The sequence below is a fragment of the Nocardia sp. JW2 genome (assembly GCF_051843015.1).
Taxonomy (GTDB): Bacteria; Actinomycetota; Actinomycetes; order Mycobacteriales; family Mycobacteriaceae; genus Nocardia; species Nocardia coubleae.
Map to the genome: position 1 here is coordinate 91064 of NZ_JBPXLK010000005.1, position 26017 is coordinate 117080.

Below are 26017 nucleotides of genomic sequence, written 5' to 3' on the forward strand. Positions count from 1 at the left end.
GATGTCGCGTGCGCTCCGCATCACTTCTCCGCTCCCAGCAACCGTGCCCGCAGTCGATCGAATTCGCCGCCCCAGCCCGCTTGATCGCTTCTGGCGAGGCCGCCCATCTCTACTACGGTTCGTCGTTGATCCACGGTACCTGCCCCGGGGTCGGCGGGGTACGCCCGGATCCAGATCCGGCGTCGTTTCACCAGCAGCGAAACCAGCAGACCGGCCATCATGGTCAGCGCGCTCACCAACACCCACTGCTGGGCGGGGTCGTGCGAGACCTGCAAATTCACGAACTCCTCGGCGCCGTCGAAGGTCACCTTGGTGCCGTTGGGCAGGGTGGTCGACTCGCCGGGCCGCAGGTTGACGCGCGCTTCCTTGGTGAGCCGCCCCTGCTTCACCATCTCCGGGTCCAGCGCGAACAGCGACTGCGAACGCCCGGTGTCGAGGCCGGTGTTGCCCCGGTAGATGTCGACCGCGACGGCCGGATCGTCCATCTTCGGAAACGACGACGTGAGCAGACTGCCGTGGAACATCGCGGTCGGCGCGAAGAGACCTTCGATGGCGATCTGGTTCTGGCGGCGTTCCTCCTCGGTGGCGTACATGCCGCCGGGCGGGTCGATGCGCAGCACACCGCTGGACAGGAAGGTCTGGGCGTCGTCGGGCCGCCACTGGATGGTCTCGGTGCGGGTCTGCCCGTTCGGGAAGGTGACGGTGAACGTCGGCGCGAAACCGTGCCCCTGCAGGTAGACGCGATCACCGGCGACGCGCAACGGGTGATTCACCCGCAGCTCGGTGCTGCGCCACGTATCGGTGGTCAGGTCCTCGCCCGCCTGGTAGTCGATGTTCGAGGTGAACATCTCGGCCTGACCGGTGGGCAGGTAATCGGCCTCGAAGTCCTTGACCTTCACGCACAGCGGGGTCATCCCGGTGCCGTCGTTGACATTGCCCGCCCGGAACGAGTCGAACACCGCGGGCGAGGTGGTGCAGAAACCGGGACCACCGTTGGCGATCACGATGACATTGCCCTCGTACCCGAACAGCTTGCCGAGCGCGATCGCGACCAACAGCCCAACCAGCGACAGATGGAACACGAGGTTGCCGAATTCGCGCAGATACCCCTTCTCGGCGGAGATCGTCATCTCGCCGTCGCGGTTGCCCGGACGAACCTCGGTACGCCAGCCGCGCAACTGTTCGCGCGCCTGCTCGATCACGGCGTCGGCGTCACGGTCGACGGTCTCGTCGAAATGATGCGGCAACCGCCCGAGGTTGCGCGGGGCGGCGACGGGCGGGGTGCGCAGCGCTTTGTAGTGGTCCCAGCAGCGGGGCAGGATGCAGCCGACCAGCGAGATGAACAGCAGCACGTAGATGGCGGTGAACCAGAAACTGCCGAATACGTCGAACAGTTCGAACCGGTCCATCCACGGGCCGAGCGTCGGCCGGTCGGCGATGTACTGGTCGACCTTCTGCGCGTTCAGGCTGCGCTGCGGCAGCAGTGCGCCGGGAATGGCGGCCAGGGCGAGCAGGAACAGCAGGACCAGCGCCGTGCGCATGCTGGTCAGGCCACGCCACGTGTTGCGGACCAGCGCCCAGGCGCGACCGGGAAGCGACTGGCGGGGCGGGGCGGAGGCAGCGGGGGGAGTCAGTGTGTCAGTCATCAGATCGGCAGGGTCACCTCGGAGACGAACCCGTCACGCACCCAGCCGACGAACTGATCCCAAGCCCCCGTGACCAGCGCGACGCCGACGGCGACGAGCAGAACACCCCCGATTACCTGAATGGTGCGCGAATTGCGCCGCAGCCAGCCCACCCCGCGCAGCGCGCCCGCCGACCCGAAGGCCAGCACCACGAACGGCAAGCCGAGGCCGAGGCAATACGCCACAATCAGCGCCACACCGCGCGCGGCGGTGGTGCCCTCGGTACCTGCCGACACCGCCATCACCCCCGACAGCGTCGGGCCGAGGCACGGCGTCCAGCCGAGCGCGAACACCCCGCCGAGTAGGGGCGCACCGACGATGCTGGTGAACCGGCGCGGTTCCATCCGCGTATCGCGCTGCAACGCGGGCACCAGGCCGATGAAGACCAGACCCATCAGGATCGTCACCACGCCACCGATGCGCTGCAGCAGTTCGCGGTTGACGTTGAGCGTCTGGATCACGCCGAAAACAGTGGCCGTGGCCAGCACGAACACCACCGTGAACCCGGCGACGAACAGCCCGGCGGCACCGGCGACCCGCAGCTTCGCGCTACGGCGCTGCTCGGTGAGCGTGGCGACCTGGGCGGTCGAGGCAGGCGGCGCCTCGGCACCGACCAGGCCGGCCAGATACGACAGGTAGCCGGGCACGAGCGGCACGACACACGGTGAAGCGAACGACACCAGGCCCGCGAGCAGACAGGCACCCAGCGCCAACAGCAACGGTCCCGATGCCGCGGTCTGCTGGAACGAGTCCCCGACTGCGGCAAGAACCATCACTCGGAGGTGTCCTCGTCACGCTGCTCGTCGCGGGGCAACGACAGGGTGCGCTCGGTCTCGGCCGGCTCGACCGGACCGAACTCGAACAGGCCCGCACCGGCGACGCTGCGCGGGACGGTGGCGATGCCCGCCCAACGATCATCGACGGTCCACCCCGCTCCCATGCGGCGGGCACCCTGGCGGGGGCGACACGCGGTCAGATTTCCGGGACGACGACGACTCACTGCTTCTCCTCGAGGGCGAGTTGCTCGACCACGGGCTGCAGGTCTTCGGCCAGTAGCGAGCGAAGGAAGACCGCGGCGACCCGGTGCTGACGATCCAGGATCAACGTGGTCGGGATAACACTGGTTGGGAAATTTCCGCCGAGGGCGAGCAAGGTTCGCATCGACGGGTCGTAGATGGACGGATACGCGATCTTGTTGTCCACTACGAAGTCCTGGGCTTTGTCACGCTGGTGGTCGCGCACATTGATGCCCAGGAATGCGACGCCCTTGTCCTTGGTCGCCGCGTACACCTTCTCGAGCGCGGGTGACTCGGCGCGGCACGGGCCGCACCACTGTCCCCACAGATTCACGACCACGACCTGACCGGGGAAATCGTCGACCGAAACGGTCTTTCCCTCGTTCATCAGATCGGGCCCCGCGAGCGTACCGATCGTGCCGCGCGTGGCGGGCGGATCGTATCTGATATCAGTCTTACCACCGGGCGACACGAATTCGAACGTGCCGCCGCCGGTGGCCACCGCATCGGTACCGGTCGAACAGCCCGCCGCGGCCACGACGACCAGCAGGGCGGACAGGACGGCGGTCAGCGCCCGCAGCCGATGGCCACGGGCGTTACCCGATGCGGTGCGTAGCTTCATGCGCCGTGAACCGACGGATCCGACGCGCCGGCGGGCTCGGAGTAGACGATGTCGACCAGCGTGTCGCCGTGGTAGACCAGCGAGGTCAGCGAGGCGAGCGAGCACTGGCGGTTGCGTGGGTCGTGCCAGAGGCGCTGACCCTGCAGGAAACGGCGCAGCGTCCACACGGGCAGCTGATGCGACACCAGCACCACCTCGTGGCCGGCGGCCTCGACGCGCGCCTTGTTCACGGCGGCGAGCATGCGATGCGCGATCTGCAGGTAGGGCTCGCCCCACGACGGGGTGAACGGGTCGCGCAGCTTCCACCAGTGCCTCGGCTTGCGCAGCGCGCCGTCACCCACCGACACGCGAAGGCCCTCGAAGGTGTTGCCCGCTTCGATCAGGTTCTCGTCGGTACGCACGATGAGGTCGTGGGCGGCCGCGATCGGGGCGGCGGTCTCCTGTGCGCGCTGCAACGGCGACGCGATCACCAGGGAGATGTCGTGGTCGGACAGCGAACGGGCCACCGCGGCGGCCTGCGAACGACCGGTCACCGACAGGCTGAAACCGGGCAGACGGCCGTAGAGGATGCCGTTGGGGTTGTGCACCTCGCCGTGGCGCAGTACGTGGACGATGGTTTCCACGCTCGACGGATCGTGGTCGAGACCGGGCGGGGCGGCGGCGGGCGCCGGGTTCGGCGCCTCGTCGGCGACGGGGGTGGGGAGTGCGTCGGGCTGGTCGGAGCTCACGCTTGCGATCCTTCGGGGGTGGCGGCCGCGGCCGCGTGGGCGGCGGCGGGCAGAGCGGCGGCGATACGGTCGAACGCGTCCTCGTCGAGCGCCGCGGAGACGAACCATGCCTCGAACGCGCTCGGCGGCGCGTACACACCCGCGTCGAGCAGGGCGTGGAAGAAGGCGGGGTAACGCCAGGTCTGACTCGCCTTGGCGGCGGCATAGTCGGTGACCGGGCGATCGGCGAAGAACACGCTCACCATATTGCCTGCGAACTGCACCTGATGCTCCACCCCGGCTTCGGTGAGCGCTTTCGCGAAGAGGCCGCCGAGCCGATCGGCGTTGCGGTCGAGCGCCGCGTACACCTCGTCGTCGGCCGCGCGCAGCGTCGCCAGGCCCGCCGCGACGGCGACCGGGTTACCCGACAGCGTGCCCGCCTGATAGACCGGGCCGAGGGGGGCGAGGTTGTTCATGATCTCGGCGCGGCCACCGAACGCGGCGGCGGGCAGGCCACCGCTCATCACCTTGCCGAACGTGTAGAGGTCACCGGCCACGCCTTCGCGGCCGTACCAACCCGAGGCGCTCACCCGGAAGCCGGTCATGACCTCGTCCATGACGAGCAGGGCGCCGTTGTCGTGCGCGAGCGTGCGCAGGCCCTCGTTGAAACCGGGCAGCGGGGCGACGGCACCCATGTTGCCCGCGGCGGCTTCGGTGATGACGCAGGCGATCTGGCCGGAGTGCGCTTCGAAGGCGGCGGCGACGGCGGCGAGGTCGTTGTAGGGCAGCACGATGGTGTCGGCGGCCTGAGCACCGGTGACACCCGGCGAGGTTGGCAGGCCGAGCGTCGCCACGCCCGAGCCCGCATCGGCCAGCAGGGCGTCGACGTGGCCGTGGTAGCAGCCGGAGAACTTGATGATCTTGGAGCGCCCGGTGAAGCCGCGCGCCAGCCGGACCGCGCTCATCGTCGCCTCGGTGCCGGAGTTGACCAGGCGCACCCGCTCCACGGGTTCCACGCGGGCGGCGATGGCCTCGGCGAGCTCGATCTCAGCCTCGGTCGGAGCGCCGAACGACAGACCGCCGGTGGCGGCCCGCTGCACCGCCTCGACGACGGCGGGGTGGGCGTGTCCGAGGATCATCGGGCCCCACGAACACACCAGGTCGACGTACTCGTTGCCGTCGGCGTCGACGAGGGTGTAGCCGTTGGCCGAGGAGATGAACCGGGGCGTGCCGCCGACCGAATTGAACGCACGGACCGGGGAATTGACACCACCCGGGATCACCGAAGCCGCCCGCTCGAAGAGCTGGGCGGAAATCGGTACCTGCGACGAACTGGCCGTGGTCGCGCGCGGAGAAGAACTCACGAATTCCAGTGTCTCAGCTCGCCTCGGCACGCCGGACGACAGGGTGGAGCACAGTGACCCAGACCGCAGCGACCCACCGACGACACGCCCGACACGCCGCGATGCCGACGGCTACCGCGCCCGGCTACAGCAGGTCGCGGCGCACGTCGGCGTCGGAAGACGTACTAGGTGTACATGCAGGGCACGTCGGCCGAGATGGTGTGCAGCTGACACATGATGCCGTTGTAGATGCCGCTCGAACCGGTCTCCGGGGCGAAGCCACCCGCGGCGGGGTCCGCGACCATCGGGGTGAGCGGCAGACCGGCCTCGGCCTGAGCGGGCGCGGCGAGCGCGATCGTGGCGACTGCGGCGCCGACGGCGAATATCCCTGCGGTGAACTTGGTCATCGAGTTTCCTCCTGGTGGGCCCGCCTCGACGGACCCGGCATCGGGTGTTCGAATCCCAACGCGCACATCGGAATTCGACTTCCCTCAGACCATCGGACCCGCGGCGCGCAACGCTACACGTCGTTCGCGAGCCGAAAGGGTTCGCGCGACCGCGTCGATCAGGAACAACCCGGCGAGGATCACGAGCCCGGTCGACAACGCCAGCATCGGCGGCACGTACCGCACGGCCTCGAAACCGGAATGCTCATCGCTGCCGACGAATTCGGTACTTCGTCGGGCGTTGCCCCAACTGGCGACGGCACCGGCAAGGCACACGGCGGCCAGGCCGAGTTCGACCGACACCGCGACGATCCAGCGTTTCATGCGTGCGATCCTGCCAGGGCCGCGAGCGAGCGCAGGGCTGTGGGTCAGACGACGCTGGGTAGCAGTACGAGGGCGATGGTGGTCAGCCCGAGCAGCACGAGCAGCCCGATCACCAAACAATCGCGCCGCAGACTGTGGGGTTGCTCGATCACCACGCGCATCGTTGCCTCCGCTCCCCTGGCAGCACCATTACTGCCACTGTGTGACAATCCTCACGATACACGGCGGCGCGTCAGCGGCCAATGGGACCTGTTGTTCATCTCCGGTTCGTCTGGAAGTACCCGGCGGAGTCCGGTCGGAAACACAGGTACGCCGCGCCGACGGCGAGCACACCCTGCACGATGGACGTGCCGCCACTCACCATCGCGGCCACACCGGTGTCGCCGGAGAAGCTGAACATGGTGGCGACGGCACCGATCCCGAGCCAGACCGCGACCACCGTCAGCACTGTGCGCGCCCAGTTCTTACCGCGCCCCAGCTGATGGGCGATGGCGACGGTGACGCCCGCCAGCAGCACCCCGACGATCGCGGTGAGCACGAAGGCGGCCGTCACCATCAGATCGACGGTCGAGGCGGGGATATTCGGGTCGCTCTTGTGCATCTCGTCGAGGAACTGCTTACTGAGCTCGTCGCGCTGCCCGGTCATGGCGGCCACGCTCGCGCCCGTGTACACCACACCGAGGGCAGCGACGGCGAACCACAGCTGCTTGGCGGTGCCCACGTCCTCGGGCATCGGACGGGATTCCGGTTTGTTCGGTGGAACGATCACGACAGCCAGTGTGCGGCCTCGGTCGCCCAGTAGGTGAGCACGATGTCCGCGCCCGCCCGCCGGATGCCGACCAGCGATTCCAGCACGGCGGCACGGCGGTCGATCCAGCCGCGCTCGGCGGCGGCGGTGATCATCGCGTACTCGCCCGAGATCTGGTAGGCCGCGACCGGGACGGTCGAACGGTCGGCGACGTCGCGCAGGATGTCGAGGTAGGACATCGCGGGCTTCACCATCACGATGTCGGCGCCCTCGGCGAGGTCGAGATCGAGTTCGCGCAACGACTCACGGCGGTTGGCCGGGTCCTGCTGGTAGGTGCGGCGGTCGCCCTCGAGCGACGAACCGACCGCCTCACGGAACGGGCCGTAGAACGCCGAGGCGTACTTGGCGGCATAGGCCAGGATCGCGGTGTCGGTGCGGCCGACAGCGTCGAGGCCGCGCCGGATCGCGCCGACCTGGCCGTCCATCATGCCGCTGGTACCGAGCAGGTCGGCGCCCGCCTCGGCCTGGGCGAGGGCCATCTCCACGTAGCGGTGCAGGGTGGCGTCGTTGTCGACGGCGCCGTCGGTCCCGATCACGCCGCAGTGGCCGTGATCGGTGAATTCGTCGAGGCAGGTGTCGGCCATGACGACGGTCGAGTCACCGACCTCCTCGGCCAGCGCGCGCAACCCGCGGTTGAGGATGCCGTCGGGGTCACTGGCCTGGCTGCCGGTGGCGTCCTTGTCCTCGGGCAGCGGCACCCCGAACAGCATGAGACCGCCCACGCCGGCGGTCACCGCCTCGACGGCGGCCTTGCGCAGCGAGTCGAGCGAGTGCTGGTACACGCCGGGCATCGAGCTGATCGCGCGCGGTTCGTCGATCCCGTCGGCCACGAACATCGGCAGCACCAGGTGGCGCGGCTCGAGCGTGGTTTCGGCGACGAGCCGACGCAATGCGGGTGTCCTGCGCAACCGCCGCGGGCGGTCGAAAGCGGTCATAGCCCGCAGAATACGCCTGCGCTATACGGCCCGCACCGGCGCCTATACCCCGCCGGACAGGCGGCTGCGTTCGCCGAGAATCTGCTCGAAGGTCGCGAACACCGGTAGCGGTCCGGCCGAATTCCACATCTGGTTGGTGAGCAGGATCGCGGTCACCGGGCCGTCGTTGGTCCAGCTCGAGCCGAGACCGCCCGCCCAGCCGTAGGCACCTGCGCGGGGGCCGTCGGGACGGTCGGTCAGTTGCACCCCCACGCCGTAACCCCAGCCGGCGCTGCCGTCCGGCTCGGGGCCGCCGCGAGCGATTTGCTCGGCCGTCAGATGGTTGGTGGTGATGGCCGCGACGGACCGTTCGGACAGGATCCGCGTTCCGTCGAGTTCACCGCCGCCGGACAGCATCCGCGCGAAACGATGGAAATCGGCGAGGGTGGAGACAAGTCCGTCGCCGCCGCCTTCGAACACCGGTGGGCTGATCCACTGGCCGTCGACCGGATCGAAGACCACACGCTCGCCGTCGATCTGGACGAAATGCGGGCCGAAGCGGTCGAGCTGGCCGGGCGCGACACTGAATCCGGTGTCGGGCATATCGAGCGGGTCGAGCACCCGTTCGGACAGGAACTGCGACAGCGGTGTGCCCGCCGCCCTGGCGATCAGGATGCCGAGGATCGCCGAGCCGACGTGGTACAGCCAGCGCTCCCCCGGCTGGAACTGCAACGGCAGGGTGCCGAGCCGGGCGAGCCAGATGTCGGGCGGCGGCATCTCCGCCGGGGTGGGCGGACCGGCGCCGAGGCCCAGCTCGGCACAGGCCGCGGTGAACGGCTTCGGCGAGAAGTCGGTGAAATCCATGCCCCACCCGAGCCGGAAGGTGAGCAGGTCGTCGATCGTGATGGGCCGTCGTGCCGCGACCGTGTCGGTGATCTCGGCAGCCGGATGGGTGAGCACTTGCCGATCGGCGAGCTCGGGCAGTAAGCGGTCGACTGGTTCGGCGGGGTCGATGACGCCGTCCTCGATCAGGATCGATGCCGCGACGGCCGTGAGCGGTTTGGTCATCGAGGAGATCCGGAAGATCGTGTCGGTCCGCACCGGCGTCGTGCGCGCGGCATCCAGATGACCGATCGCACCGGTGGCCACGGTGTTCGAATCGTCGACGAGCCAGGCCAGGCCGAGCAGCTCGTCGGCCGCCACGTGTGCGCCGAGGCGTTGGTCTATCGGGTCGAGCGTCATCGCATCTCCTCCCGTTCGCGTGATGCCACTAGACCACAGCGGTCCGACAGCTATTGCCGAATCGCCTCCGGCACCGCGCACAACCGCCCTCGGCAAACCTGTGGATAACTTCCAATCGCAAACCAGCACAACAACTTCCGATAGCGAGCGGCGAAACTTGTCGGTGCCTCCCGATACAATCGAAAGCGTGTTCGAGGATCGCGCCGCACACAGCGCGATCCGTTCGCGAGGGAGGACGCCGATGAACGCCATTGCCGCACAACGAAAGACCTTCATCACCGAGCCCTACGTCCCGCTGGAGAAGAAACGGCTGCCAGCAGGCCGTCCGCGCCGCTGGTACATCGCGCACAACCGCAGGCTCAAGGCCATGCGGCTGACCATCGCCCTGCTCGATTCCGGTGTGTACCTGCCGAATCAAGCGACCAACGACACGATCCGGCGCACCGCCGAGAAGATCGACCTGCGCGCGCCGTCGGATGCCACCTGCCGGCTCGTGCGCACGCTGCTGCGCTACAGCCGATGACCCCGATACGCCGAAAGCCCGCCGTGACGGGCGGGCTTTCGGGGTATCTACGACGGCTAGCGGCTGCTGCTGCGGCGGCTCTTCTTACGCGGCGGCGGCAACAGACCCTCGGCGCGCAGGCGCGACGCGTGCTCGGCCAGCGCCTCAACCAGGGGGCCCACCTGCGCGGTCTCGGGCTGCACGTCCACGCGCAGACCGAACTCGATCGCCGTCTCGGCGGTCTTCGGGCCGATACAGGCCACGATGGTCCGCGCGTGCGGCTTACCCGCGATACCGACGAGATTGCGGACCGTGGAGGACGAGGTGAACAGCACCGCGTCGAAACCGCCGGTCTTGATCATCTCGCGGGTCTCCGCGGGCGGCGGCGACGCACGCACCGTGCGGTAGGCGGTGACGTCGTCGATCTCCCAGCCGCGTTCGCGCAGGCCCTCGGCGAGGGTCTCGGTGGCGATGTCGGCGCGGGGCAGCAGCACCCGGTTCACCGGGTCGAACACGTCGTCGTAGGGCGGGAAGTCGGCGAGCAGGCCCTCCGAGGACTGTTCCCCGCTCGGCACCAGTTCGGGGTTGATGCCGAAGGAGCGCACCTTCTCGGCGGTCGCCTCGCCCACACAGGCGATCTTCACACCGGAGAACGCCCGCGCGTCGAGACCGAACTCGGCGAACTTCTCCCACACCGCGCGCACCGCGTTGGTGGAGGTGAACACCACCCACTGGTAGCGGCCGTCGACCAGGCCCTTCACCGCGCGTTCCATCTGCGCGGGGCTGCGCGGCGGCTCGACCGCGATGGTCGGCACTTCCATCGGAATGGCACCGTGGGTGACGAGCCGTTCGCTCATCTCGCCGGCCTGATCCTTGGTGCGCGGCACGAGCACGGTCCAGCCGTACAGCGCCCGCGACTCCCACCACGACATCTTCGAGCGCTTCTCGACCTCTTTACCGACCGTGACGACCAGCGGGCCGACCAGCTCGGAAGCGGCGTTGTTCAGCGAGGCGAGCGTGGCCTCGATGGTGCGCTGCTGACGAGTGGTGCCACGCACGGTCACCGCCACCGGGGTCTGCGGCGCGAGCCCGTGCTCCACCAGCGCGCTCGCGGTCTCGGCCAGGTGGCCGGAGGTGGCGTGCAGCACCAGCGGGCCGGGAGCGGCGGCCAGCGCGGCCCAGTCCACTTCCCCGCGCACATCGGCCTCGGTGTGTCCGGAGCCGAGCGCGATACCGGCGTAGCTCGGCACCGCCGAACCGTTGGGCAGACCGGGCAGCACCTCGAACACCATGTGCGAGCGGGTGACCGCGTTGACCTCGTTGATCACCGAATCGGTCGTCAGCGGGTCGCCGGTGACGATGCGGACCACGTCGTGGCCGTTGCGGGCCTCGGCGATCAGCGTCTTGGCCACCTCGGCGGGTTCGCCGAGCGCCGGACGCACGTCCACCGGACGTTCGCCGTCCTCGCCCGGTTCCACGGCCACGCCGATGAGGGCGAGCACACCCTTGTCCACATCGGGATCGGTGAACGCCAGCGTCGCCCGCTCGAGCACCTCGCGGGCGCGCACGGTCAGCAGGGCCGGGTCGCCGGGGCCGGATCCGACGAAAAGGATCCGCCCGGGTTGCTTCTTGGTGGCTCGGCTGCTCATCGGTTGTTCTCCATCGGGCTGGAATTAGGGAAGTCTGTGGCGGGCGCGGGCTCATCGGCGACGCTCAGCAGGGCGCGGGCACCCAGGTCGAGCAGTTCGCGGGCCAGCGTGCGCCCGAGTTCGGCGGCGTCCTCCGGCGCGCCGACTATCGAAGCCCGCAACACATCGGAACCGTCGATCGCGGCAGCGCAGGCACGCAGCGACAGCTCCTCGAAGATCCGGCCGTCCTCGTCGATCGACTCGACGACCTCGGCGAGCGCGCCGATCGGCGCGGTGCAACCGGCCTCCAGTTCGCCGAGCAGCGCCCGTTCGGCTTCCACCGCGTATCGGGTCGGCGCGTCGTCCAGACCGGACAGCACCTCGATCAGCTGCGGGTCGTCGCTACGGCACTCCACCGCGAGCGCGCCCTGGGAGGGAGCGGGCAGCATCTGCACCGGCTCCAGCGATTCGGTGATGGCCTCGGTGCGCCCGATCCGGCACAGGCCGGCGCGGGCGATGACGATGGCGTCGAGTTCGCCCTCGCTCACCTTGCGCAGCCGGGAGTCGATGTTGCCGCGCAGCGGGAGGATGTCGAGACCGAGTCCGAGCGCACGCAACTGCGCGGCACGACGCGGCGCGGAGGTGCCGACCTTCGCGCCCGCCGGCAGCTCACCGAGCACGAGCCCGTCGCGGGCGACCAGCGCATCGCGCGGGTCCTCACGGGGCGGGATCGCGGCGATGGTGAAGCGCGGGTCCTGCGCGGTCGGCAGATCCTTGTACGAATGCACAGCGATATCGATACCGCCGAGAGCGAGCTCGTCGCGCAGTGCGGAGGTGAACACGCCGACGCCGATCTTCTGGACCGGGTCCGACGACAGATCGCCGGGAGTTTTGATCACGACCAGTTCGGCGGGCTGGCCCGCCGCGATCAGGGCGTCGCGCACGGTACCCGCCTGGGTCAGCGCCAACAGGCTGCCGCGCGTGCCGATCCGCCAGGGCGCACGAGTGCTTCCTGCGGTCACGGTGTCCTCTTCCTGCACTGTCGTGGTCATGATGTGCCCTTCTTCGCACGTCCGGGCTTCGTCTGGTTGTGTGTCACGGCGCGGGCGGTCATGCCGACTGCCCGTCGCCGAGGTGTCCCGCGGTGAAGTCGTCGGCCAGCGCGGGCTCGGCCGCGGCGACCTCCATGGGCGCGGCAACCGCTTGCACCGCACCGGGTTTCAGTTCGAACAACTCGCGCAGCGCCTCGGCGTAGCTGTCACCGCCCGGCGTGGACGCCAGCTGCTTCACCCGCACCGTCGGCGCGTGCAGCAGCTTGTCGACGACGCGGCGCACGGTGCGCGCCACTTCGTCGCGAGCCGGATCGGCCAGGTCGGGCAACCGCGAGTCGAGGCGGAGCAGCTCGGCCTCGACCACCTCGGCGGCACGCTGACGCAGCGCGGCCACCGTGGGGGTGACCTCGGCCATGCGTTGCCCGGCAAGGTATTTGGTGAGTTCGTCGGCGACGATCGCGCGGGCGGCGGCGGTGTCGTCGGCCGCGGCGCCCGCGGCCGGATCGCGCTGCAGCGACTCGATGTCGATCACGACGACACCCGGCAGCCCGGCCACGGCGTGTTCCACGTCGCGGGGCAGGCCGAGGTCGCAGAACACCAGCGGCCGTTCGGCCGCACCGGTGTTCGCCCGGCCCGCGAGGGCCCGGTGGGTGTCGGCCAGGGTCACCACGGCCCCGACCGCGCCGGTACAGGTGATGACGACGTCGGCGCCTGCCATGGCGTCGATGAGCCCGCTCGTTTCCACCGCGACGGCGTCGACACCGTGCATGGTCCGCCCGGTCTCCGCGAGCCGCTGCGCGCGATCGAGCGTGCGGTTCACCACCACGATGCGGCCGATGCTCGCCCGCGAAAGATGCGCCACGGCAAGGCCACCCATGGCACCCGCGCCGAGTACCACGGCGGTGCGCCCGGTGAGATCACCGATCACGCCGCGCGCCCGGTCGAGCGCGACCGAAACCACGGAGGCACCGGCCCGGTCGATCCCGGTCTCGGCGTGCACCCGCTTGCCGACGCGCAACCCGTGCTGGGCCAGCTCGTGCAGGGTGCGCCCGACGGCCTGCTGGCTGTCGGCACTGGCGTAGGCGCTGCGGATCTGGCTGAGCACCTGCTGCTCGCCGACGACCATCGAGTCGAGCCCGCTGGCCACCGCGAACAGGTGCTCGGCGGCGGCCTCGCTGTAGCGCACGTAGGCGTGCCTGGTGAGATCGGCGAAGGCCATCCCGGAGTGTTCGGTGAGCAGCTCGCCCACCACGTCGAGGCCGCCGTGGAAGGCGTCGACCACCGCGTACACCTCCACCCGGTTGCAGGTGGAGACGATCATCGCCTCGGACACGTGACTCGACTCGAGCAAGCGGTCGACCAGTTTGGGCCGGTCGGCCTCACTGACAGCCACCTTCTCCAGCACCGAAACCGGGGCACTGCGATGGGAGATCCCGACAAGCAGAATGCTCATGACTGCACCTCGCCCGGTTCGGTCACGCGCGCACGCGCGCCTGCCTGTTGGTTCGCTCGCTGACGCTCGCTCATGGGGTGATCACCGATCCCTGGGTGCTTGGCTGGCGTTGCCGCATGCGGGTTGGCCGAATGCGGCGCGGTGCGACGCGGCGGCCTGCCGCGCGCCGGTTCGACCGGCGCGGGGTGATTGAGGGCGGGATGGTTCTGCGGCGGCACCCGGCGCGCGACCCGGCCCGAGCTCGCGTGGGCGACCTCGGGCAGCGGCGGCGCGTCGTTGCGGGCGGCGTCGAAGGACAGCATCTGCAGTTCCATCGCCAGATCCACCCGGCGGATCTGCACGTGCGCGGGCGCACGCAGCTCGCACGGGGCGAAACTCAGGATCGAGAGCACCCCGGCGTCGACGAGCCGGTCGCACACGTCCTGCGCGGCTTCGTCGGGGACCGCGAGCAGCGCGATCGTGGGGGCGAGAGCGGGGATCTGGGCGACGAGCAGCTCGACATCGCGCACGACGAGACCGGCGTACGACTGACCGATCACCGCTGGGTCGTTGTCGAAGATGCCGACCACGGTGAAGCCGCGTACCCCGAAACCGCCATAGCCGACCAGGGCGCGGCCGAGGTTGCCCGCACCGATCAGCACCACCCGATGTCCCTGCGACAGACCGAGCACATCCTCGATCCTGGTGCGCAACTTGGCTACGTCATAGCCGACACCCCGCACACCGTTGGGTCCGAGGAAGGAAAGATCCTTGCGCAGCTTCGCCGAATTGACACCCGCCGCGACAGCCAGTTCCTCACTCGATACGATGGCAACACCGGAGTCGGCCATGCCGGCCAGAACTCGGAGATAGGTAGCAAGACGAGTCACCGTGGCCTGCGGGATATCCCGCGCGAGAGCCTTGCCGGAGGCGCCTGTCGGCGTCTCGTGCTGCTCTGTCACGTCGTCGGCTCCTCGTTCCGGGCCTGATCGCGGTCCGGTACCTGTCGTTGCTTCACCGGTTGTGGGCCGCTGCGTCTCGAGGCAGCGACCGGTGCCATGGGGGGCGTACAAACCCGATCACCACCGCTGCTGAAGGCGGCGGTGCGGATTGCGTGCCACCACCGTAACCGCTTGTGCAGGCGTTCACAAAGTCGGTGAATTTGGCCTCATTTTCGCTCGCGACCAGCGAAACGGCTCAGATCGGCCCGCAAACGTGGCTCGTCGACGTCGAAATAGCTGTGTTCACGGCCGTCCAACAGCACAACGGGGAGCCGATCGCCGTATTCGGCACGCAATGCCGGGTCGGTTGCCGCGGCTTCGTCGACATCGACGGTCTGTACCGGGAGACCGAAATCACCACAGATGGTCTCCAACTGGGCGAGTGCGATGCTGCACATTCCGCAACCGGCGCGCGTCAACAGGGTCACGCTTGGTGTGGGATTCGTCATGGCTCTTATTTAATCCCCGGGCTCGCCGCGGCATGTCGGCGAATCCGGTTACTGTGGACATGTTCGCGCGACTAGCGGAGGGTACTGGTGCCGGAACGTTCGAAGGTGACTAGGGCCGGATTCGTCGCAGGGCGATTCGGCGAGTTCCCTGCGCGGTGGCAGCCCAGCCGCCTCGGCCAGGAACTGCAGGAACAGTTCGCGCGGCTGCCGCGCAGCCCGTTCGGGCCGAGCGAGGAGGAGCTGCGCGCGAATCTGGCCGGTGAGGCCAGTGCCGATGCCGCCCTCACGCTGCACGACGCCGAACTGGCCGAACAGGGCACCGACGCGGGCCCCGAAGCGCCGCCGCGCGACCTCACCGCCGCCGCGTTCTTCGACGTCGACAACACCCTCGTGCAGGGCGCCTCGATCGTGCATTTCGCGCGTGGCCTGGCGGCCCGCAAGTATTTCAAGACCTCCGATCTGGTCGACGTCGCCTGGAAACAGGTGAAATTCCGGGTCACCGGCAAGGAGAACTCCTCCGATATGGCCTCGGGCCGGGAGAAGGCGCTCAGCTTCATCGCCGGTCGGCCCACCGCCGAGCTGGCGATGCTCGGTGAGGAGATCTACGACGAGATCATCGCCGACAAGATCTGGCCGGGCACCCGCGCGCTCGCGCAGATGCACCTGGACGCGGGTCAGCAGGTGTGGCTCGTGACCGCGACCCCGGTGGAGCTGGCGAATGTGATCGCCAAGCGGCTCGGGCTCACCGGTGCGCTCGGTACCGTCGCCGAGAGCGTCGACGGCAAGTTCACCGGTCGCCTGGTCGGCGACATCCTGCACGGTCTCGGCAAGGCCCACGCCGTGCGCACCCTCGCGATTCGTGAGGGCCTCAATCTCAAGCGGTGCACCGCGTACTCCGACAGCCACAACGACGTGCCCATGCTGTCGCTGGTCGGCACGGCCGTGGCCATCAACCCCGATTCCGACCTGCGTGAGGTGGCCAAGAACCGGGGCTGGGAGATTCGCGACTTCCGCACCGGGCGCAAGGCCGCCAAGATCGGCGTACCGACCGCGCTCGCGCTGGGCGCGGCGGGTGGCGCGGTCGCGGCGGCGGTCGCCCGCCACCGCGAGAAATAGTCAGCCGAGAACCGGGTTCCTGCGCTTGGCCAGCAGCTTGTACAGGGTTTGCTGGATGGTTTCGCGCACCTGGTCGGTGACCTCGAACATGGTCATCGGGTCGTCGGCTTCCTCCGGTTCGAAGGCGGTGGTCGCGATCGGCTCACCGAACTCGATGTACCACTTCGACGGGACGGGGATCGCGCCGAGCAGGCCGAGGTGCGGGAACAGCGGGGTCACCGGGAAGTACGGCAGGCCGAGAAGACGGGCCAGCGGCTTGATGTCGGCCAGCTTCGGGTAGATCTCCTCCGAGCCGACGATCGACACCGGGATGATCGGCACACCGGTGCGCACCGCCGCCGACACGAATCCACCGCGACCGAAACGCTGCAGCTTGTACCGGTCGGCGTAGTTCTTGCCGACACCCTTGAAGCCCTCGGGGAACACCCCGGCGATGTGCCCGGACCGCAGCAGCCGTTCGGCATCGGGGTGGCAGGCGAGGGTGTGCCCGGCCTTGCGGGCGAGCGCACCGAAGACAGGCAGCTCGAACACCAGGTCGGCGGCCAGCAGGCGCAGCGCGCGGTGGGCCGGATGCTTGTCGTGCACGGCCAGCTGCAGCATGAGCCCGTCGAGCGGAACCGTGCCCGCGTGGTTGGCGACGAGCAGCGCGCCGCCGGTGGCGGGAATGTTCTCGATCCCGGACACCTCAACCCGGAACCAGTAATCCGACAGCGGCCGCAGCGCGGGCAGGATCACCGATTCGAGCAGGTGCTTGTCGTAGCCGAATTCGTCGATCTGGTAGTCACCGGTGAGCCTGCGCCGCGCGAACTCCGCGGTGCTCTCGATCTGCTTGCCGAGTGCGTCGCGCAGTGTCTCCGACAGCGACTTCGGCGGCCGGGCCGGCATGCCCGGCCGGTGATCGCTCAGGGCGGTGACGGGGGTGGGTTGGACCGGAACGTCCGGTTTGCGCCGGGACGACGGCCGGTGCCGGGTCTCGACATTCACGTCGAGACGAATGACTTTCGCTCCTTCGTTCATGTGTGCGCTCCTGAACCGGCCCCGATGAGGCCGAGCAGTTTGTGTTCCGCGGCGTCGATCCATGCCGGATCGAAGACGGGCCGCAACGCTGCGCCCGCGATGAAGTCGTCGAATGCCTGGACCGTCGTCCAGCGCGGGGTGAAGCCGAGTTCGGTTCGCATGCGGGTGGTGTCGAGACCGCAACCGAAGTAGAAGTAGTCGGGTTGTTCCCCGCTGAAACCGCGCATGACCGGACCCATCAGGCTCCGGCCGACGGTGCGAAAAACAAAGAGGGGTACCGGGGCGGCGATGCGCCCGGCCCGGCGGATGGCCTGCGACATCGCCAGCGCGCCGTCTCCGGCCACATTGACGGTGCCACCGTGGGCGCGACAGGCGGCGTGTACGAGTACCGCCACCGCGTCCTCCTCGTGCAGCAACTGCATCCGGGCTTCGCGCCCGAGCACGGTCGGGGTGATCGGCGACCGCAGGTATTGCACGCCGCTGTCGGCCAGCCGGGGACCGACGATCGGGGCGAGCCGCAGAATCGACGCCGACATATCGGGCCTGCGCCGCGCCATCGCACGCACGAGCGCCTCGATATCGATCATGTCGCGGGCGAACCACCCGGCCGGTGGCGTGCGCGCACTCATTTCCTCGGTGAATTTCGCCGGGTCCTTGGCGCTGCAGCCGTACACGGCCGACGACGAACGCACGACGACGCGACGCACCGATTGCGCCTTCTGGCACACCGCGAGCAGTTGCATCGACCCGAGCACATTCAGGTCTTTCATCACCGCGCGACCGCCGCGCGCCGGCGGGCGGGTGAGCAGGGCCGCGTGGACGACGGTATCGACGTTGTTGTTCTCGACGACCTTGCGGATCAGCGGATTCCTGATGTCGGCGCGCACGAATTCGGTACGGCCGAGGCGACGGCGCACCTCGCGCCCGGGGGGCATGGTGTCCACCGCGATCACCCGTTCGACACCGGGATCGGCGGCGAACCGGGACGCGATCCGGCTACCGAAGTAGCGGCTGGCACCGGTGACCAGCACGACTTTCGGTTCGTGGCGTTCCCGCGTATCGGAACCCTGACCTGACCCCACTCAAAGCCCCCTGCTTCTCATGATTTCCGCGTACCAGAGTAGCCGCATTCGTGCCACCCGCCGACACGATCTACCAGCTTTTAACGAGGACGACCCGTTATCGCACAGCGAGATTTACAAACCGGGACATTTCACAGCGAGAGCCCGTCACCTCGAAAGGTGACGGGCTCTCACGGGCACGCAGGCTTACTTGCCGAGTTTGCGCCGCTGAACACGTGTGCGGCGAAGCAGCTTGCGGTGCTTCTTCTTCGACATACGCTTGCGGCGCTTCTTGATCACAGAACCCATAGGGTTTCCTCGCGTTCTCTCTACTCGGCATGCACACGCGGTGTCGCGTGCGTCGTCTGGTGCCCGCGCCGCCGGGGCGCACCGGACACCACGAAGCGGTGCCACCGGCAGGCGGACACGAACCGATTGTCCATGCTACAGCGCTGTCGGCGGCACGGGTGCCGCGGGTTCTCGGCCCCGAGGCGGCCGAGAACCTATCCGGCGTCGAAGTACGACGTCTCCAGGTAGTCGTGCACCGCCTTCGCGTGCACCCGGAACGAGCGTCCGACCCGCACCGCGGGCAGTTCACCCGAGTGCACGAGCCGGTACACCGTCATCTTCGACACCCGCATGAGATCGGCGACTTCGGCGACGGTGAGAAACTGTGTGCCACCGCCGATCACCGGTTGCGGAGTGGCACCGACTCGTGGAGCGGGTGACCCCGATCCACCGCCGGACGCCGGTGAATTACTGGACATTCTGTTCGCAGACATCATGGCACCATTGACCTCCGGCACGTCCGCGCCGCCGGCTTCCCCACCGGCGGAACAGACACGCACGTGCTTCTACGAGCTTAGCGGTGCCAGTGGGATTACTGCGACGGGTGTGAGAAATCGGTTATCGCGCCGGGCGCCCGCGTGTCATTCGCTGGACGCGCCCTGTTCCACGGATCGACGCTTGGCGGCCTGCAATGCCTCGATGAAAGTCGACCGAATCGCGCCGCGTTCGAGTTCGCGCAATGCCGCGGCCGTCGTGCCGCCGGGCGAGGTGACCGCCGCGCGCAGATCGACGGCGTTCTGCCCGCTCTCGTCGATGAGCGCGGCCGAGCCGATCATGGTCTGCACGACCAGTTCGGTGGCGACCTCGCGGGTGAGGCCGAGGCCGACACCGGCGTCGATCATGGCCTCGACGACGAGGAAGAAATACGCCGGACCCGACCCGGAGACGGCGGTGACGGCGTCCATCTGCGTCTCCGGCACCGTGACGACCTTGCCGACGGCCTCGAGCATCTCACCGACCACCTCGAGCTGTTCGGCATCGGCATAGCGGCCGGGCGACAGCACGGACATGCCCTGACCGACCAGCATCGGGGTGTTGGACATGACCCGCACCACGGCGAAGCCGGCCGGTAGCTTCGACTCCAGGTGACCGGTGGTGATGCCCGCGGCCAGCGAGACGAGTACCTGCTCGCGGCCGGTGTCGAGGTCGGCCTTGGACAGGTCGGCGAGCACCGAGTCGACCACGTTCGGCTTCACCGCGATGACGACGATGTCGGCACCCACGACCGCGTCGGCGGTCGACCCGGTGACCCGCACCTTGAACCGCTCGGCCAGCTGCGCGGCGCGGGGGGCGTGCGTCTCGACGACGACCAGATCCTTGGGCGCCCGACCGGCTTCCAGCAATCCGGCGACCAGCGCCTCACCGATCCGCCCACCACCGACAACAGCAATTCTCGTCATGCGGCCAAGGTTAGTGGTGGTGTGGCCGCGATTGTTACTTGGCGGGGATCAGGGCCAGTTGGCGGCTCTGGGCGACCACCGCACCGGTGGAGTCGAGGACCAGTTGGTCCTCGTCGAACATGCGCTCGCCGACTTCGCGGGAGGTGGCGATGACGCGCAGCCAGCCGGGTGCCGGGACGCGACGCAGGTAGGTGGTCATCTGGACCGTCGGCGACCAGCCGAAGTGGCCGAGGTTCATCGGCACCGGCGGGCTCATGTCGGCGGCCATCATCGCGAAGGCGGCGCGGGCCAGGGGGTCGGCTTCGTCGCCGTCGAAGGGGCGGATCCACAGTCGCAGCCGGGGATCGCCGGTCTCACCGCGCAGGAATTCGCCCCAGGTGGGGTCGAGCAGGACGTGCGCGCCCTGGCTGACGTGCACGATCTTGCCCATCGGCGAGTCCGGGGTGTAGCGGAGCGCGGTGTCGGTGGGTTCGGCGGGCATGTCGGTGTCGGGGCCGCTCCAGCGGGTGGCGGTGGCGTCGAGGTGGCCGAAGGTGAACGCGGTGCGCACCAGGGTGCGGTCGTTCTGGATCAGTTCGGCGTCGACCAGGCAGATCTGGCGGCCCTTCTTGCGGATGTGCACCGCGTACTCGACCTTGCCCGGATCGGGGGCGCCGAGGAAGTCGGAGCTGGCCGCGATGGGCGCCATCCGGGCGTAGGAGGCGTCGGCCTCGGTGAGCCATCGGGTCGCCGCGGCGGCGCTGGCGGCCACCATGGTGCCGCCGTGCACCTTGGGGCCGATGGTCCAGGTGGGGTCGATGACACCGGCGTAGCGGCCGGTTTCGGCATCGGTGGTGGTGAGCTCGGTCAGGTCGATGACCTGACTGAACGGCGCGTCGGTCGCGAGTTCTCGCGTCATCGTCACTCCTGGTCGCGGTGCACTTTCGTACAGCGTACAAGCACGGTGCCGCTCGGCATATTCCCGAGTTCGCCGCGATGGTTACGGCAGGTCGGCGTGGCGGGGCTGCGGGTCGGGCGTAGCGCCCGTGAGGTGACGACGCGCGAATTCGAGAGTGCGCGCCAGCAGGGCCGAACGGGCGGCCGTGGTCCGCGCGTTCTGGGTGTTGATCTCGGCGACGGCGTGGCCGCGAAAGCCCGTGTCCACCAGGTATTCACACAGCTGCGCGCAGGGCTGGGTGCCGTCGCCGGGGACCAGGTGCTCGTCGTGGGCGGCGCCGCGCCCGTCGGCCAGGTGCAGGTGCACCAGGCCCTGGCCCATCCGCCGGGCCAGCTCGAGCGCGTCGGTGCCCGCCGTCGCGGTGTGCGACAGGTCGAGGGTGTAGTGGTCGAAACCGGTATCGGTCGGGTCGTAGGACGGGCTGAACGCGCTCACGGCGCGCCCCGGCCCCGCGCGACGTTCCAGCCTGCGCACCGCGCCCTCACGGAACAGGGTGTCGGCCCGCATCGGGAACATGTTCTCCACCGCCACCTTCACCGGGTGGTGCGCCTCGAGTTCACCGACCTGCTCGGCGAAACCCCTGGCGTAGCGGCGCTGCCAGCGAAACGGTGGATGCACGACCACGGTGTCGGCACCGAGCGCCTCGGCCGCGCGCACACTGCGTTCCAGCTTCGCCACGGGGTCCGCGCCCCAGACCCGTTGGGAGATCAGCAGACACGGCGCGTGCACCGCGAGCACCCGCACGCCGTAGCGCTTGGCATAGGACTGCACGGTGTCGATGTTCTGGCTGGCCGGTTCGGCCCACACCATCAATTCGATTCCGTCGTAACCCAATTCGGCGGCATAGCGGAACGCCGCCTGGGTGTTCTCCGGATAAACCGACGCCGTCGACAGCCCGATCTCGATGTTCCCCACGGCCCACTCCCTGTATTCAGCTGGTACTGAGGAGGAAGGCTAGCGGTCCGAGCGTCACGAAGACGCCGACGATGACGGCGATCACCGTGCTGAAGATGTCGTCGGTGCGGCGCAGCACCCGAACCAGCGCGACCAGACCGAGGATCACCACCATCGCGAGGGCGAGCGCCACCCAGGGCAACGTCTCCCACATCGTCTCGAAACCCTTGAACAGCAACATGCCCGCAACGGCCGCACCGGCGCTCTGCGCGCCGAGCATCATCCACTCGCGGCGATGATCGTCGGCGGGCGCCTTGGCCGTGAACCGGGAGATCCTGCCACCCGCCGCCGACCGGTTGCGTGACGACGCGACCCGGCTCTTGGCACGGGATCTCGCGCGGCCCGCTACCTTGGCCGCGGCGGCCTTGGTCGCGGCCCGCCTGCTCGCCCGGCTCGGTTTCGGCTCGGGCTCGTAGTCGTCGTCCTCGTACTCGTCGTAGTCGCCGTAGTCGGTGTCGGAGTAGTCGTTGTCGGCGTAATCGCGGTCGGTGTAGTCGGATTCGGCGTAGTCGTCGGTCGCCGGTTCGACGCCGCCGAGGCGATACACCTCGGTGCGCGCGTCGGCGGTGGCGTCGATCTCGGCGCGCTGACGCAGCAGATCGGCGGCCACCGAGTCACCGGCGAGCAGCGGCTGTTCCTGACTGATCGGCGACCACGCCGCCGTCGGGACACCGGCGCTTTCGGGCGCCGGATCCTGCGCGGGGCGGTGCCTGCGGGCCGACCACGACGGCAGACCGCCACCCTTGCCCGCATCGCGTCTGCGCTCGAGCGACGGGCGCGGGTCGGCGGGGGCCTCGGGCGCGGGGCTGTAGGCCTGCGTCGGCTGGGGGTAACCGTTCGGCGCCGGGTACCCGCTGTCCCTGCCGTTGAAGGCCTGCGGCTCGTAGGCGGGCGGTTCATAGGGCGTCGGCTCGACGCTCGGGTGGTTCTCGAATCCGAGATCCGGGAAGGCGTTGAAGCCGGGGGTCTGGCCGGGACGGCCCATGAACGCGCGCGGCGCGTCGATCCCCGACTCGTGCAGCGAGGCCGCGTACCCGCTCGCGGCGGGCGGTTCGGCGGCTTCCTCCGCGGCCTCGGCGGCGCGGCGGCGCGCGGCCCGGCCACCGGTGACCGGTGGTGCGGCTGGTGCGGCCGGTTCCGGGTACTCGGGTCCGTCGTCGGCCTTGCGACGACGGCCACCGCCGACGGCGGGCAACGCACCGGAACCGAACATCTCGGCGATACCGGGGTCGACGGGTTGCGTCGTGCCGCCGGGCACACCGAGCCTGCCGTTCTGGCGCGTGTCGCGTGCTTCGGCGCGGAAGGGACCGAACGGATCGGAGCCGGATCGGGACGCGGTGGGCGCGAGGGGGTCCGCGGTCGGATCGAGGCGGGTGATCGGGCCGGAGATCGGTGAGTACGCCGGTTCGGCGGGGCCGGGCGGCGGATACGGCGCGGGCTGTTGGCTCGCGGGCGGTTCGTAGCTGGGCGGTTCGGGCGGTGTCTCGGTGGGCGCGGCGTGTGAGCGGCCACCCGTCCGGACCACCGCGTTCTCACCGGTCAGGTCGGTGACCGAGACCCCACGACCGCTGCGGCGCCGCCTGCCGCCACCGGAGGACGGCGGCGACCCGCCCTGCGCACCGTTGCGCGCGAGCAGTTCGGCTACCGAGAGCTGTTTGGAATCCTCACCACTCATGCTGTCTCCCTACCGGTTCCACCGGCGGCATCGCCACCGGGCCACCCCCGTTGGGTTCGGTATCGAGTTTGCGCAGGATCAGCCCTTCGCGCAGCGCCCAAGGGCAGATCTCGATGCTGTCGAGCGATAACGCCCGCATACTCGCCTCCGCGACCAAAGCCCCGGCCACCAATTGCTGGGACCGGTCCGAACTCACACCTTCCAGTTCCGCGCGATCCGAGGCGGTCATCCGGGAGATGAACGCGATCAGCTGGCGCAGACCGGAGCTGGTCAGTGTACGGCGCACCCGCGGGCCCGCGGCCGAGGGTGCCGCTCCTGTGAGCCTGGCCAGCGAACGGAACGTCTTCGACGTGCCGACGGCGAGGTCGGGTTTTCCCGCTTCGATCAGGGTTTTGGACGGGACGACGAGTTCGGCCTCCAGCCAGTCCCGCAGGACCGCGATCTTACGCTTGCCCGGCGGATCGTCGCCTAACCATTCCCTGGTCAGCCTGCCTGCGCCGAGCTGCAGCGACAGCGCGACATCGGGCTCCTCGTCGCCGCCGTTCGACATCTCGAGCGAGCCGCCGCCGATGTCGAGGTTGAGGATGCGCCCGGCACTCCAGCCGAACCAGCGGCGCACCGCGAGGAACGTCAGCCGCGCCTCGTCCTCGCCGGAAAGCACCCGCAGATCGACCCCCGTGCTCGCCCGCACCCGGGTGAGCACTTCCTCGGAATTGGTGGCCTCACGCAGGGCGGATGTGGCGAACGGCATCAGTTCCACGCACTTGGCCTTGCGGGCCAGATCGGCGAATTCGGTGATGGTCGTGATGAGCCGCGCCTCGCCCGCCTCGGTGATCCGGCCGTCGCCGTCCATGTTCTCCGACAGGCGCAATGCCGCCTTCGACGAGCTCATGGGCATCGGGTGTCCACCACGATGCGCGTCCACCACCAGCAGGTGAACGGTATTGCTTCCGACATCGAGAACACCTAGCCGCACTCCGAATACGGTACTTGGTGATCCGGGAGTACAGGGCAGGCGACTGAACTGTTAGCGTCAGAACTTGTGACCGAAGGCGAAGGCCCCATCGCGCAGACCGGGCTCCGACCTGGGCGGAAGATCGATCCGGCCCCGGAAGTCGAGCTGGATTTCCCGCGCGAGTGGATCGAGTTCACCGACCCAGCAAACGACGAGCACCAGATCGTCGCCGACCTCACGTGGCTGCTGTCGCGCTGGTCGTGCGTGTTCGGCACCCCCGCCTGCCAGGGGATCATCGCCGATCGTCCCGACGACGGGTGCTGTTCGCACGGCGCGTTCCTCGCCGACAAGGACGACCGCAAGCGCCTCGCGAGTGCTGTGAAACAACTCACACCGCAGGACTGGCAGCTGATGGGCGAGGCCACCGAGAAGGGCAAGGTCGTCAAGAAGGGTTACCTCGAGCTCGACGAACTCGAGGACGAACCCGCCTTGCGCACCCGTCGTTTCGACGGTGCCTGCATCTTCCTCAACCGCCCCGGTTTCGCCGCGGGCGCCGGCTGCGCGCTGCACATCATGGCCGTGCGCAAGGGCATCGAACCGCTCGAGGTGAAGCCGGACGTGTGCTGGCAGCTGCCGATCCGGCGCACCCAGGACTGGGTGGAGCGCCCCGACGGCGAGCAGATCCTGCGCACCGTCGTCACCGAGTACGACCGCCGCGGCTGGGGTCCCGGCGGCCTCGACCTCGACTGGTACTGCACCGGCTCCCCCGACGCCCACGTCGGCGCGAAACCGGTCTGGCAGTCCTACGCGCCCGAACTGCGCGAACTCCTCGGCGCCCCCGCCTACGAGGAACTGGCCAAGCTGTGCCGCCGCCGCGAGGGCCTCGGCCTGATCGCCGTGCACCCCGCCACGGTGGAAGCCGAACGCCTCCACGGCACGCATCCCGCCTGAGCCGGGGGTCCGGTTCACCTGCCCGCAATCGCCGCGTCATCGAGGTCGGGTTGGATCGCTGCTCATGTCCAAGAAAGCGCTCTACCTCGCGACCCTGACGATCGGCGCCACCCTGACCATGACCGGCTTCGCCCACGCCGAGCCGAACGGTGACCCGGCCGAGTACGCCGACTTCACCTCGAGCTTCGTGAGCTACACCGACCCCGCGGCCATCGACGCGGCGAAGAACGGCAAGTACATCATCGCCAGCACCCAGGGCACCTCCACCACCATCGCCTGCCGCGGCAACGGCGCCGACGTGGAGATCTACGACTGCATGCAGGAAGACGCCTACGGCTGGGTTCCGCTGAAGAAGATGGACACCCCGCTCGGCGTCGTGTGGAGCGCCATCTGACACGCACGACAAAACCCGGCATCGCCTCGGATGCCGGG

29 protein-coding genes are annotated in these 26017 nt (G+C 69.0%); 4 read left to right on the top strand and 25 right to left on the bottom strand.

From position 1 onward, the window contains the following. Nucleotides 1-20 precede the first annotated feature (20 nt). The 11 genes from resB to ACSVDM_RS09785 all read right to left on the bottom strand — a co-directional run bounded on the left by resB (nucleotide 21) and on the right by ACSVDM_RS09785 (nucleotide 9107). The gene (gene resB, locus ACSVDM_RS09735; RefSeq protein ID WP_439264096.1) at nucleotides 21-1646 is read right to left on the bottom strand and encodes a cytochrome c biogenesis protein ResB; all 1626 of its coding nucleotides are present in this window, start codon (nucleotides 1644-1646) and stop codon (nucleotides 21-23) included. Further along, nucleotides 1646-2458, bottom strand: a complete 813-nt coding sequence (locus ACSVDM_RS09740) for a cytochrome c biogenesis CcdA family protein (RefSeq protein ID WP_067484956.1) — start codon at nucleotides 2456-2458, stop codon at nucleotides 1646-1648. The genes resB and ACSVDM_RS09740 overlap by 1 nt, the downstream gene beginning before the upstream one ends. Continuing rightward, complete coding sequence (locus ACSVDM_RS09745) at nucleotides 2458-2625, bottom strand: hypothetical protein (protein ID WP_439264098.1); 168 nt, start codon at nucleotides 2623-2625, stop codon at nucleotides 2458-2460. Before ACSVDM_RS09745 ends, ACSVDM_RS09740 begins: the two co-directional genes overlap by 1 nt. A 56-nt stretch (nucleotides 2626-2681) precedes the next feature. Next, nucleotides 2682-3323: a TlpA disulfide reductase family protein gene (locus tag ACSVDM_RS09750; RefSeq protein WP_067484954.1), complete on the bottom strand. Its 642-nt coding sequence runs from the start codon at nucleotides 3321-3323 to the stop codon at nucleotides 2682-2684. Continuing rightward, a complete protein-coding gene (locus ACSVDM_RS09755; protein WP_439264101.1) occupies nucleotides 3320-4051 on the bottom strand; it encodes a histidine phosphatase family protein in 732 nt (243 codons plus the stop codon). The genes ACSVDM_RS09750 and ACSVDM_RS09755 overlap by 4 nt, the downstream gene beginning before the upstream one ends. Continuing rightward, the gene (gene hemL / locus ACSVDM_RS09760) at nucleotides 4048-5394 is read right to left on the bottom strand and encodes a glutamate-1-semialdehyde 2,1-aminomutase (RefSeq protein ID WP_067641903.1); all 1347 of its coding nucleotides are present in this window, start codon (nucleotides 5392-5394) and stop codon (nucleotides 4048-4050) included. Before hemL ends, ACSVDM_RS09755 begins: the two co-directional genes overlap by 4 nt. A gap of 164 nt (nucleotides 5395-5558) precedes the next feature. Continuing rightward, complete coding sequence (locus tag ACSVDM_RS09765) at nucleotides 5559-5780, bottom strand: hypothetical protein (RefSeq protein ID WP_357148540.1); 222 nt, start codon at nucleotides 5778-5780, stop codon at nucleotides 5559-5561. Nucleotides 5781-5864: 84 nt separating this feature from the next. Then, entirely contained in the window at nucleotides 5865-6143 is a 279-nt protein-coding gene (locus ACSVDM_RS09770) for a hypothetical protein (protein WP_439264103.1), read from the bottom strand. 256 nt (nucleotides 6144-6399) lie between these two features. Then, nucleotides 6400-6912 (bottom strand): hypothetical protein, encoded by a 513-nt coding sequence (locus ACSVDM_RS09775; RefSeq protein ID WP_439264105.1) that lies wholly within the window; start codon nucleotides 6910-6912, stop codon nucleotides 6400-6402. After that, on the bottom strand, nucleotides 6909-7886 hold the full coding sequence (gene hemB / locus ACSVDM_RS09780) for a porphobilinogen synthase (protein ID WP_067484938.1): 978 nt from the start codon (nucleotides 7884-7886) through the stop codon (nucleotides 6909-6911). The genes ACSVDM_RS09775 and hemB overlap by 4 nt, the downstream gene beginning before the upstream one ends. Before the next feature lie 42 nt (nucleotides 7887-7928). Then, a complete protein-coding gene (locus tag ACSVDM_RS09785; protein ID WP_439264107.1) occupies nucleotides 7929-9107 on the bottom strand; it encodes a serine hydrolase domain-containing protein in 1179 nt (392 codons plus the stop codon). Nucleotides 9108-9348: 241 nt separating this feature from the next. Between ACSVDM_RS09785 and ACSVDM_RS09790 the strand changes: the two genes are divergently transcribed. Beyond that, entirely contained in the window at nucleotides 9349-9630 is a 282-nt protein-coding gene (locus ACSVDM_RS09790; RefSeq protein ID WP_067485858.1) for a hypothetical protein, read from the top strand. A 56-nt stretch (nucleotides 9631-9686) separates the two neighbouring features. Here ACSVDM_RS09790 and ACSVDM_RS09795 read toward each other — a convergent pair whose 3' ends face one another. The 5 genes from ACSVDM_RS09795 to ACSVDM_RS09815 form a co-directional block, all read right to left on the bottom strand. Beyond that, nucleotides 9687-11258, bottom strand: coding sequence for a uroporphyrinogen-III synthase (locus tag ACSVDM_RS09795; protein ID WP_067641909.1), 1572 nt, complete (start codon nucleotides 11256-11258; stop codon nucleotides 9687-9689). Further along, on the bottom strand, nucleotides 11255-12289 hold the full coding sequence (gene hemC / locus ACSVDM_RS09800; RefSeq protein WP_067484929.1) for a hydroxymethylbilane synthase: 1035 nt from the start codon (nucleotides 12287-12289) through the stop codon (nucleotides 11255-11257). Before hemC ends, ACSVDM_RS09795 begins: the two co-directional genes overlap by 4 nt. A 58-nt stretch (nucleotides 12290-12347) precedes the next feature. Beyond that, a complete protein-coding gene (locus ACSVDM_RS09805; protein ID WP_439264110.1) occupies nucleotides 12348-13742 on the bottom strand; it encodes a glutamyl-tRNA reductase in 1395 nt (464 codons plus the stop codon). Next, nucleotides 13739-14683, bottom strand: coding sequence for a redox-sensing transcriptional repressor Rex (locus ACSVDM_RS09810; RefSeq protein ID WP_357148554.1), 945 nt, complete (start codon nucleotides 14681-14683; stop codon nucleotides 13739-13741). The genes ACSVDM_RS09805 and ACSVDM_RS09810 overlap by 4 nt, the downstream gene beginning before the upstream one ends. Before the next feature lie 206 nt (nucleotides 14684-14889). Further along, nucleotides 14890-15171 carry a glutaredoxin family protein gene (locus tag ACSVDM_RS09815; protein ID WP_439264112.1) on the bottom strand — a complete coding sequence of 94 codons (282 nt, stop codon included), beginning with the start codon at nucleotides 15169-15171 and terminating at the stop codon, nucleotides 14890-14892. An 87-nt stretch (nucleotides 15172-15258) separates the two neighbouring features. Here ACSVDM_RS09815 and ACSVDM_RS09820 point away from each other — a divergent pair, with 87 nt between their 5' ends. Beyond that, entirely contained in the window at nucleotides 15259-16287 is a 1029-nt protein-coding gene (locus ACSVDM_RS09820; RefSeq protein WP_376739934.1) for an HAD family hydrolase, read from the top strand. Here ACSVDM_RS09820 and ACSVDM_RS09825 read toward each other — a convergent pair whose 3' ends face one another. The 9 genes from ACSVDM_RS09825 to ACSVDM_RS09865 all read right to left on the bottom strand — a co-directional run bounded on the left by ACSVDM_RS09825 (nucleotide 16288) and on the right by ACSVDM_RS09865 (nucleotide 24655). Next, the gene (locus ACSVDM_RS09825; protein WP_439264115.1) at nucleotides 16288-17304 is read right to left on the bottom strand and encodes a lysophospholipid acyltransferase family protein; all 1017 of its coding nucleotides are present in this window, start codon (nucleotides 17302-17304) and stop codon (nucleotides 16288-16290) included. Continuing rightward, nucleotides 17301-18386, bottom strand: a complete 1086-nt coding sequence (locus ACSVDM_RS09830; RefSeq protein WP_439264117.1) for an NAD-dependent epimerase/dehydratase family protein — start codon at nucleotides 18384-18386, stop codon at nucleotides 17301-17303. The genes ACSVDM_RS09825 and ACSVDM_RS09830 overlap by 4 nt, the downstream gene beginning before the upstream one ends. A gap of 186 nt (nucleotides 18387-18572) precedes the next feature. After that, nucleotides 18573-18674, bottom strand: coding sequence for a 30S ribosomal protein bS22 (locus ACSVDM_RS09835; protein WP_003402602.1), 102 nt, complete (start codon nucleotides 18672-18674; stop codon nucleotides 18573-18575). Between the two features lie 194 nt (nucleotides 18675-18868). Continuing rightward, nucleotides 18869-19132 carry a helix-turn-helix domain-containing protein gene (locus tag ACSVDM_RS09840; protein WP_225278502.1) on the bottom strand — a complete coding sequence of 88 codons (264 nt, stop codon included), beginning with the start codon at nucleotides 19130-19132 and terminating at the stop codon, nucleotides 18869-18871. A 162-nt stretch (nucleotides 19133-19294) separates the two neighbouring features. Continuing rightward, nucleotides 19295-20113: a pyrroline-5-carboxylate reductase gene (gene proC / locus ACSVDM_RS09845; RefSeq protein WP_439264123.1), complete on the bottom strand. Its 819-nt coding sequence runs from the start codon at nucleotides 20111-20113 to the stop codon at nucleotides 19295-19297. 34 nt (nucleotides 20114-20147) lie between these two features. Further along, nucleotides 20148-21011 (bottom strand): thioesterase family protein, encoded by an 864-nt coding sequence (locus ACSVDM_RS09850; RefSeq protein ID WP_439264125.1) that lies wholly within the window; start codon nucleotides 21009-21011, stop codon nucleotides 20148-20150. Between the two features lie 81 nt (nucleotides 21012-21092). Further along, nucleotides 21093-21950 (bottom strand): sugar phosphate isomerase/epimerase family protein, encoded by an 858-nt coding sequence (locus ACSVDM_RS09855; protein WP_439264400.1) that lies wholly within the window; start codon nucleotides 21948-21950, stop codon nucleotides 21093-21095. Nucleotides 21951-21981: 31 nt separating this feature from the next. Then, nucleotides 21982-23679, bottom strand: a complete 1698-nt coding sequence (locus tag ACSVDM_RS09860) for a hypothetical protein (protein ID WP_439264127.1) — start codon at nucleotides 23677-23679, stop codon at nucleotides 21982-21984. Then, nucleotides 23669-24655, bottom strand: a complete 987-nt coding sequence (locus ACSVDM_RS09865) for a Ppx/GppA phosphatase family protein (RefSeq protein ID WP_067484905.1) — start codon at nucleotides 24653-24655, stop codon at nucleotides 23669-23671. The genes ACSVDM_RS09860 and ACSVDM_RS09865 overlap by 11 nt, the downstream gene beginning before the upstream one ends. Nucleotides 24656-24775: 120 nt before the next feature. Between ACSVDM_RS09865 and ACSVDM_RS09870 the strand changes: the two genes are divergently transcribed. Then, nucleotides 24776-25585, top strand: coding sequence for a hypothetical protein (locus tag ACSVDM_RS09870; RefSeq protein WP_067485851.1), 810 nt, complete (start codon nucleotides 24776-24778; stop codon nucleotides 25583-25585). A gap of 64 nt (nucleotides 25586-25649) precedes the next feature. After that, nucleotides 25650-25979, top strand: coding sequence for a hypothetical protein (locus tag ACSVDM_RS09875; RefSeq protein WP_439264129.1), 330 nt, complete (start codon nucleotides 25650-25652; stop codon nucleotides 25977-25979). Nucleotides 25980-26017: the final 38 nt, after the last annotated feature.

What these genes read in the sequence shown, in the direction of transcription:
- resB (WP_439264096.1), bottom strand. Translation starts at nt 1,646, where the DNA reads ATGACTGACACACTGACTCCCCCCGCTGCCTCCGCCCCGCCCCGCCAG.
- ACSVDM_RS09740 (WP_067484956.1), bottom strand. Translation starts at nt 2,458, where the DNA reads ATGGTTCTTGCCGCAGTCGGGGACTCGTTCCAGCAGACCGCGGCATCG.
- ACSVDM_RS09745 (WP_439264098.1), bottom strand. Translation starts at nt 2,625, where the DNA reads ATGGGAGCGGGGTGGACCGTCGATGATCGTTGGGCGGGCATCGCCACC.
- ACSVDM_RS09750 (WP_067484954.1), bottom strand. Translation starts at nt 3,323, where the DNA reads ATGAAGCTACGCACCGCATCGGGTAACGCCCGTGGCCATCGGCTGCGG.
- ACSVDM_RS09765 (WP_357148540.1), bottom strand. Translation starts at nt 5,780, where the DNA reads ATGACCAAGTTCACCGCAGGGATATTCGCCGTCGGCGCCGCAGTCGCC.
- ACSVDM_RS09770 (WP_439264103.1), bottom strand. Translation starts at nt 6,143, where the DNA reads ATGAAACGCTGGATCGTCGCGGTGTCGGTCGAACTCGGCCTGGCCGCC.
- hemB (WP_067484938.1), bottom strand. Translation starts at nt 7,886, where the DNA reads ATGACCGCTTTCGACCGCCCGCGGCGGTTGCGCAGGACACCCGCATTG.
- ACSVDM_RS09785 (WP_439264107.1), bottom strand. Translation starts at nt 9,107, where the DNA reads ATGACGCTCGACCCGATAGACCAACGCCTCGGCGCACACGTGGCGGCC.
- ACSVDM_RS09790 (WP_067485858.1), top strand. Translation starts at nt 9,349, where the DNA reads ATGAACGCCATTGCCGCACAACGAAAGACCTTCATCACCGAGCCCTAC.
- ACSVDM_RS09795 (WP_067641909.1), bottom strand. Translation starts at nt 11,258, where the DNA reads ATGAGCAGCCGAGCCACCAAGAAGCAACCCGGGCGGATCCTTTTCGTC.
- hemC (WP_067484929.1), bottom strand. Translation starts at nt 12,289, where the DNA reads ATGACCACGACAGTGCAGGAAGAGGACACCGTGACCGCAGGAAGCACT.
- ACSVDM_RS09805 (WP_439264110.1), bottom strand. Translation starts at nt 13,742, where the DNA reads ATGAGCATTCTGCTTGTCGGGATCTCCCATCGCAGTGCCCCGGTTTCG.
- ACSVDM_RS09815 (WP_439264112.1), bottom strand. Translation starts at nt 15,171, where the DNA reads ATGACGAATCCCACACCAAGCGTGACCCTGTTGACGCGCGCCGGTTGC.
- ACSVDM_RS09825 (WP_439264115.1), bottom strand. Translation starts at nt 17,304, where the DNA reads ATGAACGAAGGAGCGAAAGTCATTCGTCTCGACGTGAATGTCGAGACC.
- ACSVDM_RS09835 (WP_003402602.1), bottom strand. Translation starts at nt 18,674, where the DNA reads ATGGGTTCTGTGATCAAGAAGCGCCGCAAGCGTATGTCGAAGAAGAAG.
- ACSVDM_RS09840 (WP_225278502.1), bottom strand. Translation starts at nt 19,132, where the DNA reads ATGTCCAGTAATTCACCGGCGTCCGGCGGTGGATCGGGGTCACCCGCT.
- proC (WP_439264123.1), bottom strand. Translation starts at nt 20,113, where the DNA reads ATGACGAGAATTGCTGTTGTCGGTGGTGGGCGGATCGGTGAGGCGCTG.
- ACSVDM_RS09850 (WP_439264125.1), bottom strand. Translation starts at nt 21,011, where the DNA reads ATGACGCGAGAACTCGCGACCGACGCGCCGTTCAGTCAGGTCATCGAC.
- ACSVDM_RS09860 (WP_439264127.1), bottom strand. Translation starts at nt 23,679, where the DNA reads ATGAGTGGTGAGGATTCCAAACAGCTCTCGGTAGCCGAACTGCTCGCG.
- ACSVDM_RS09875 (WP_439264129.1), top strand. Translation starts at nt 25,650, where the DNA reads ATGTCCAAGAAAGCGCTCTACCTCGCGACCCTGACGATCGGCGCCACC.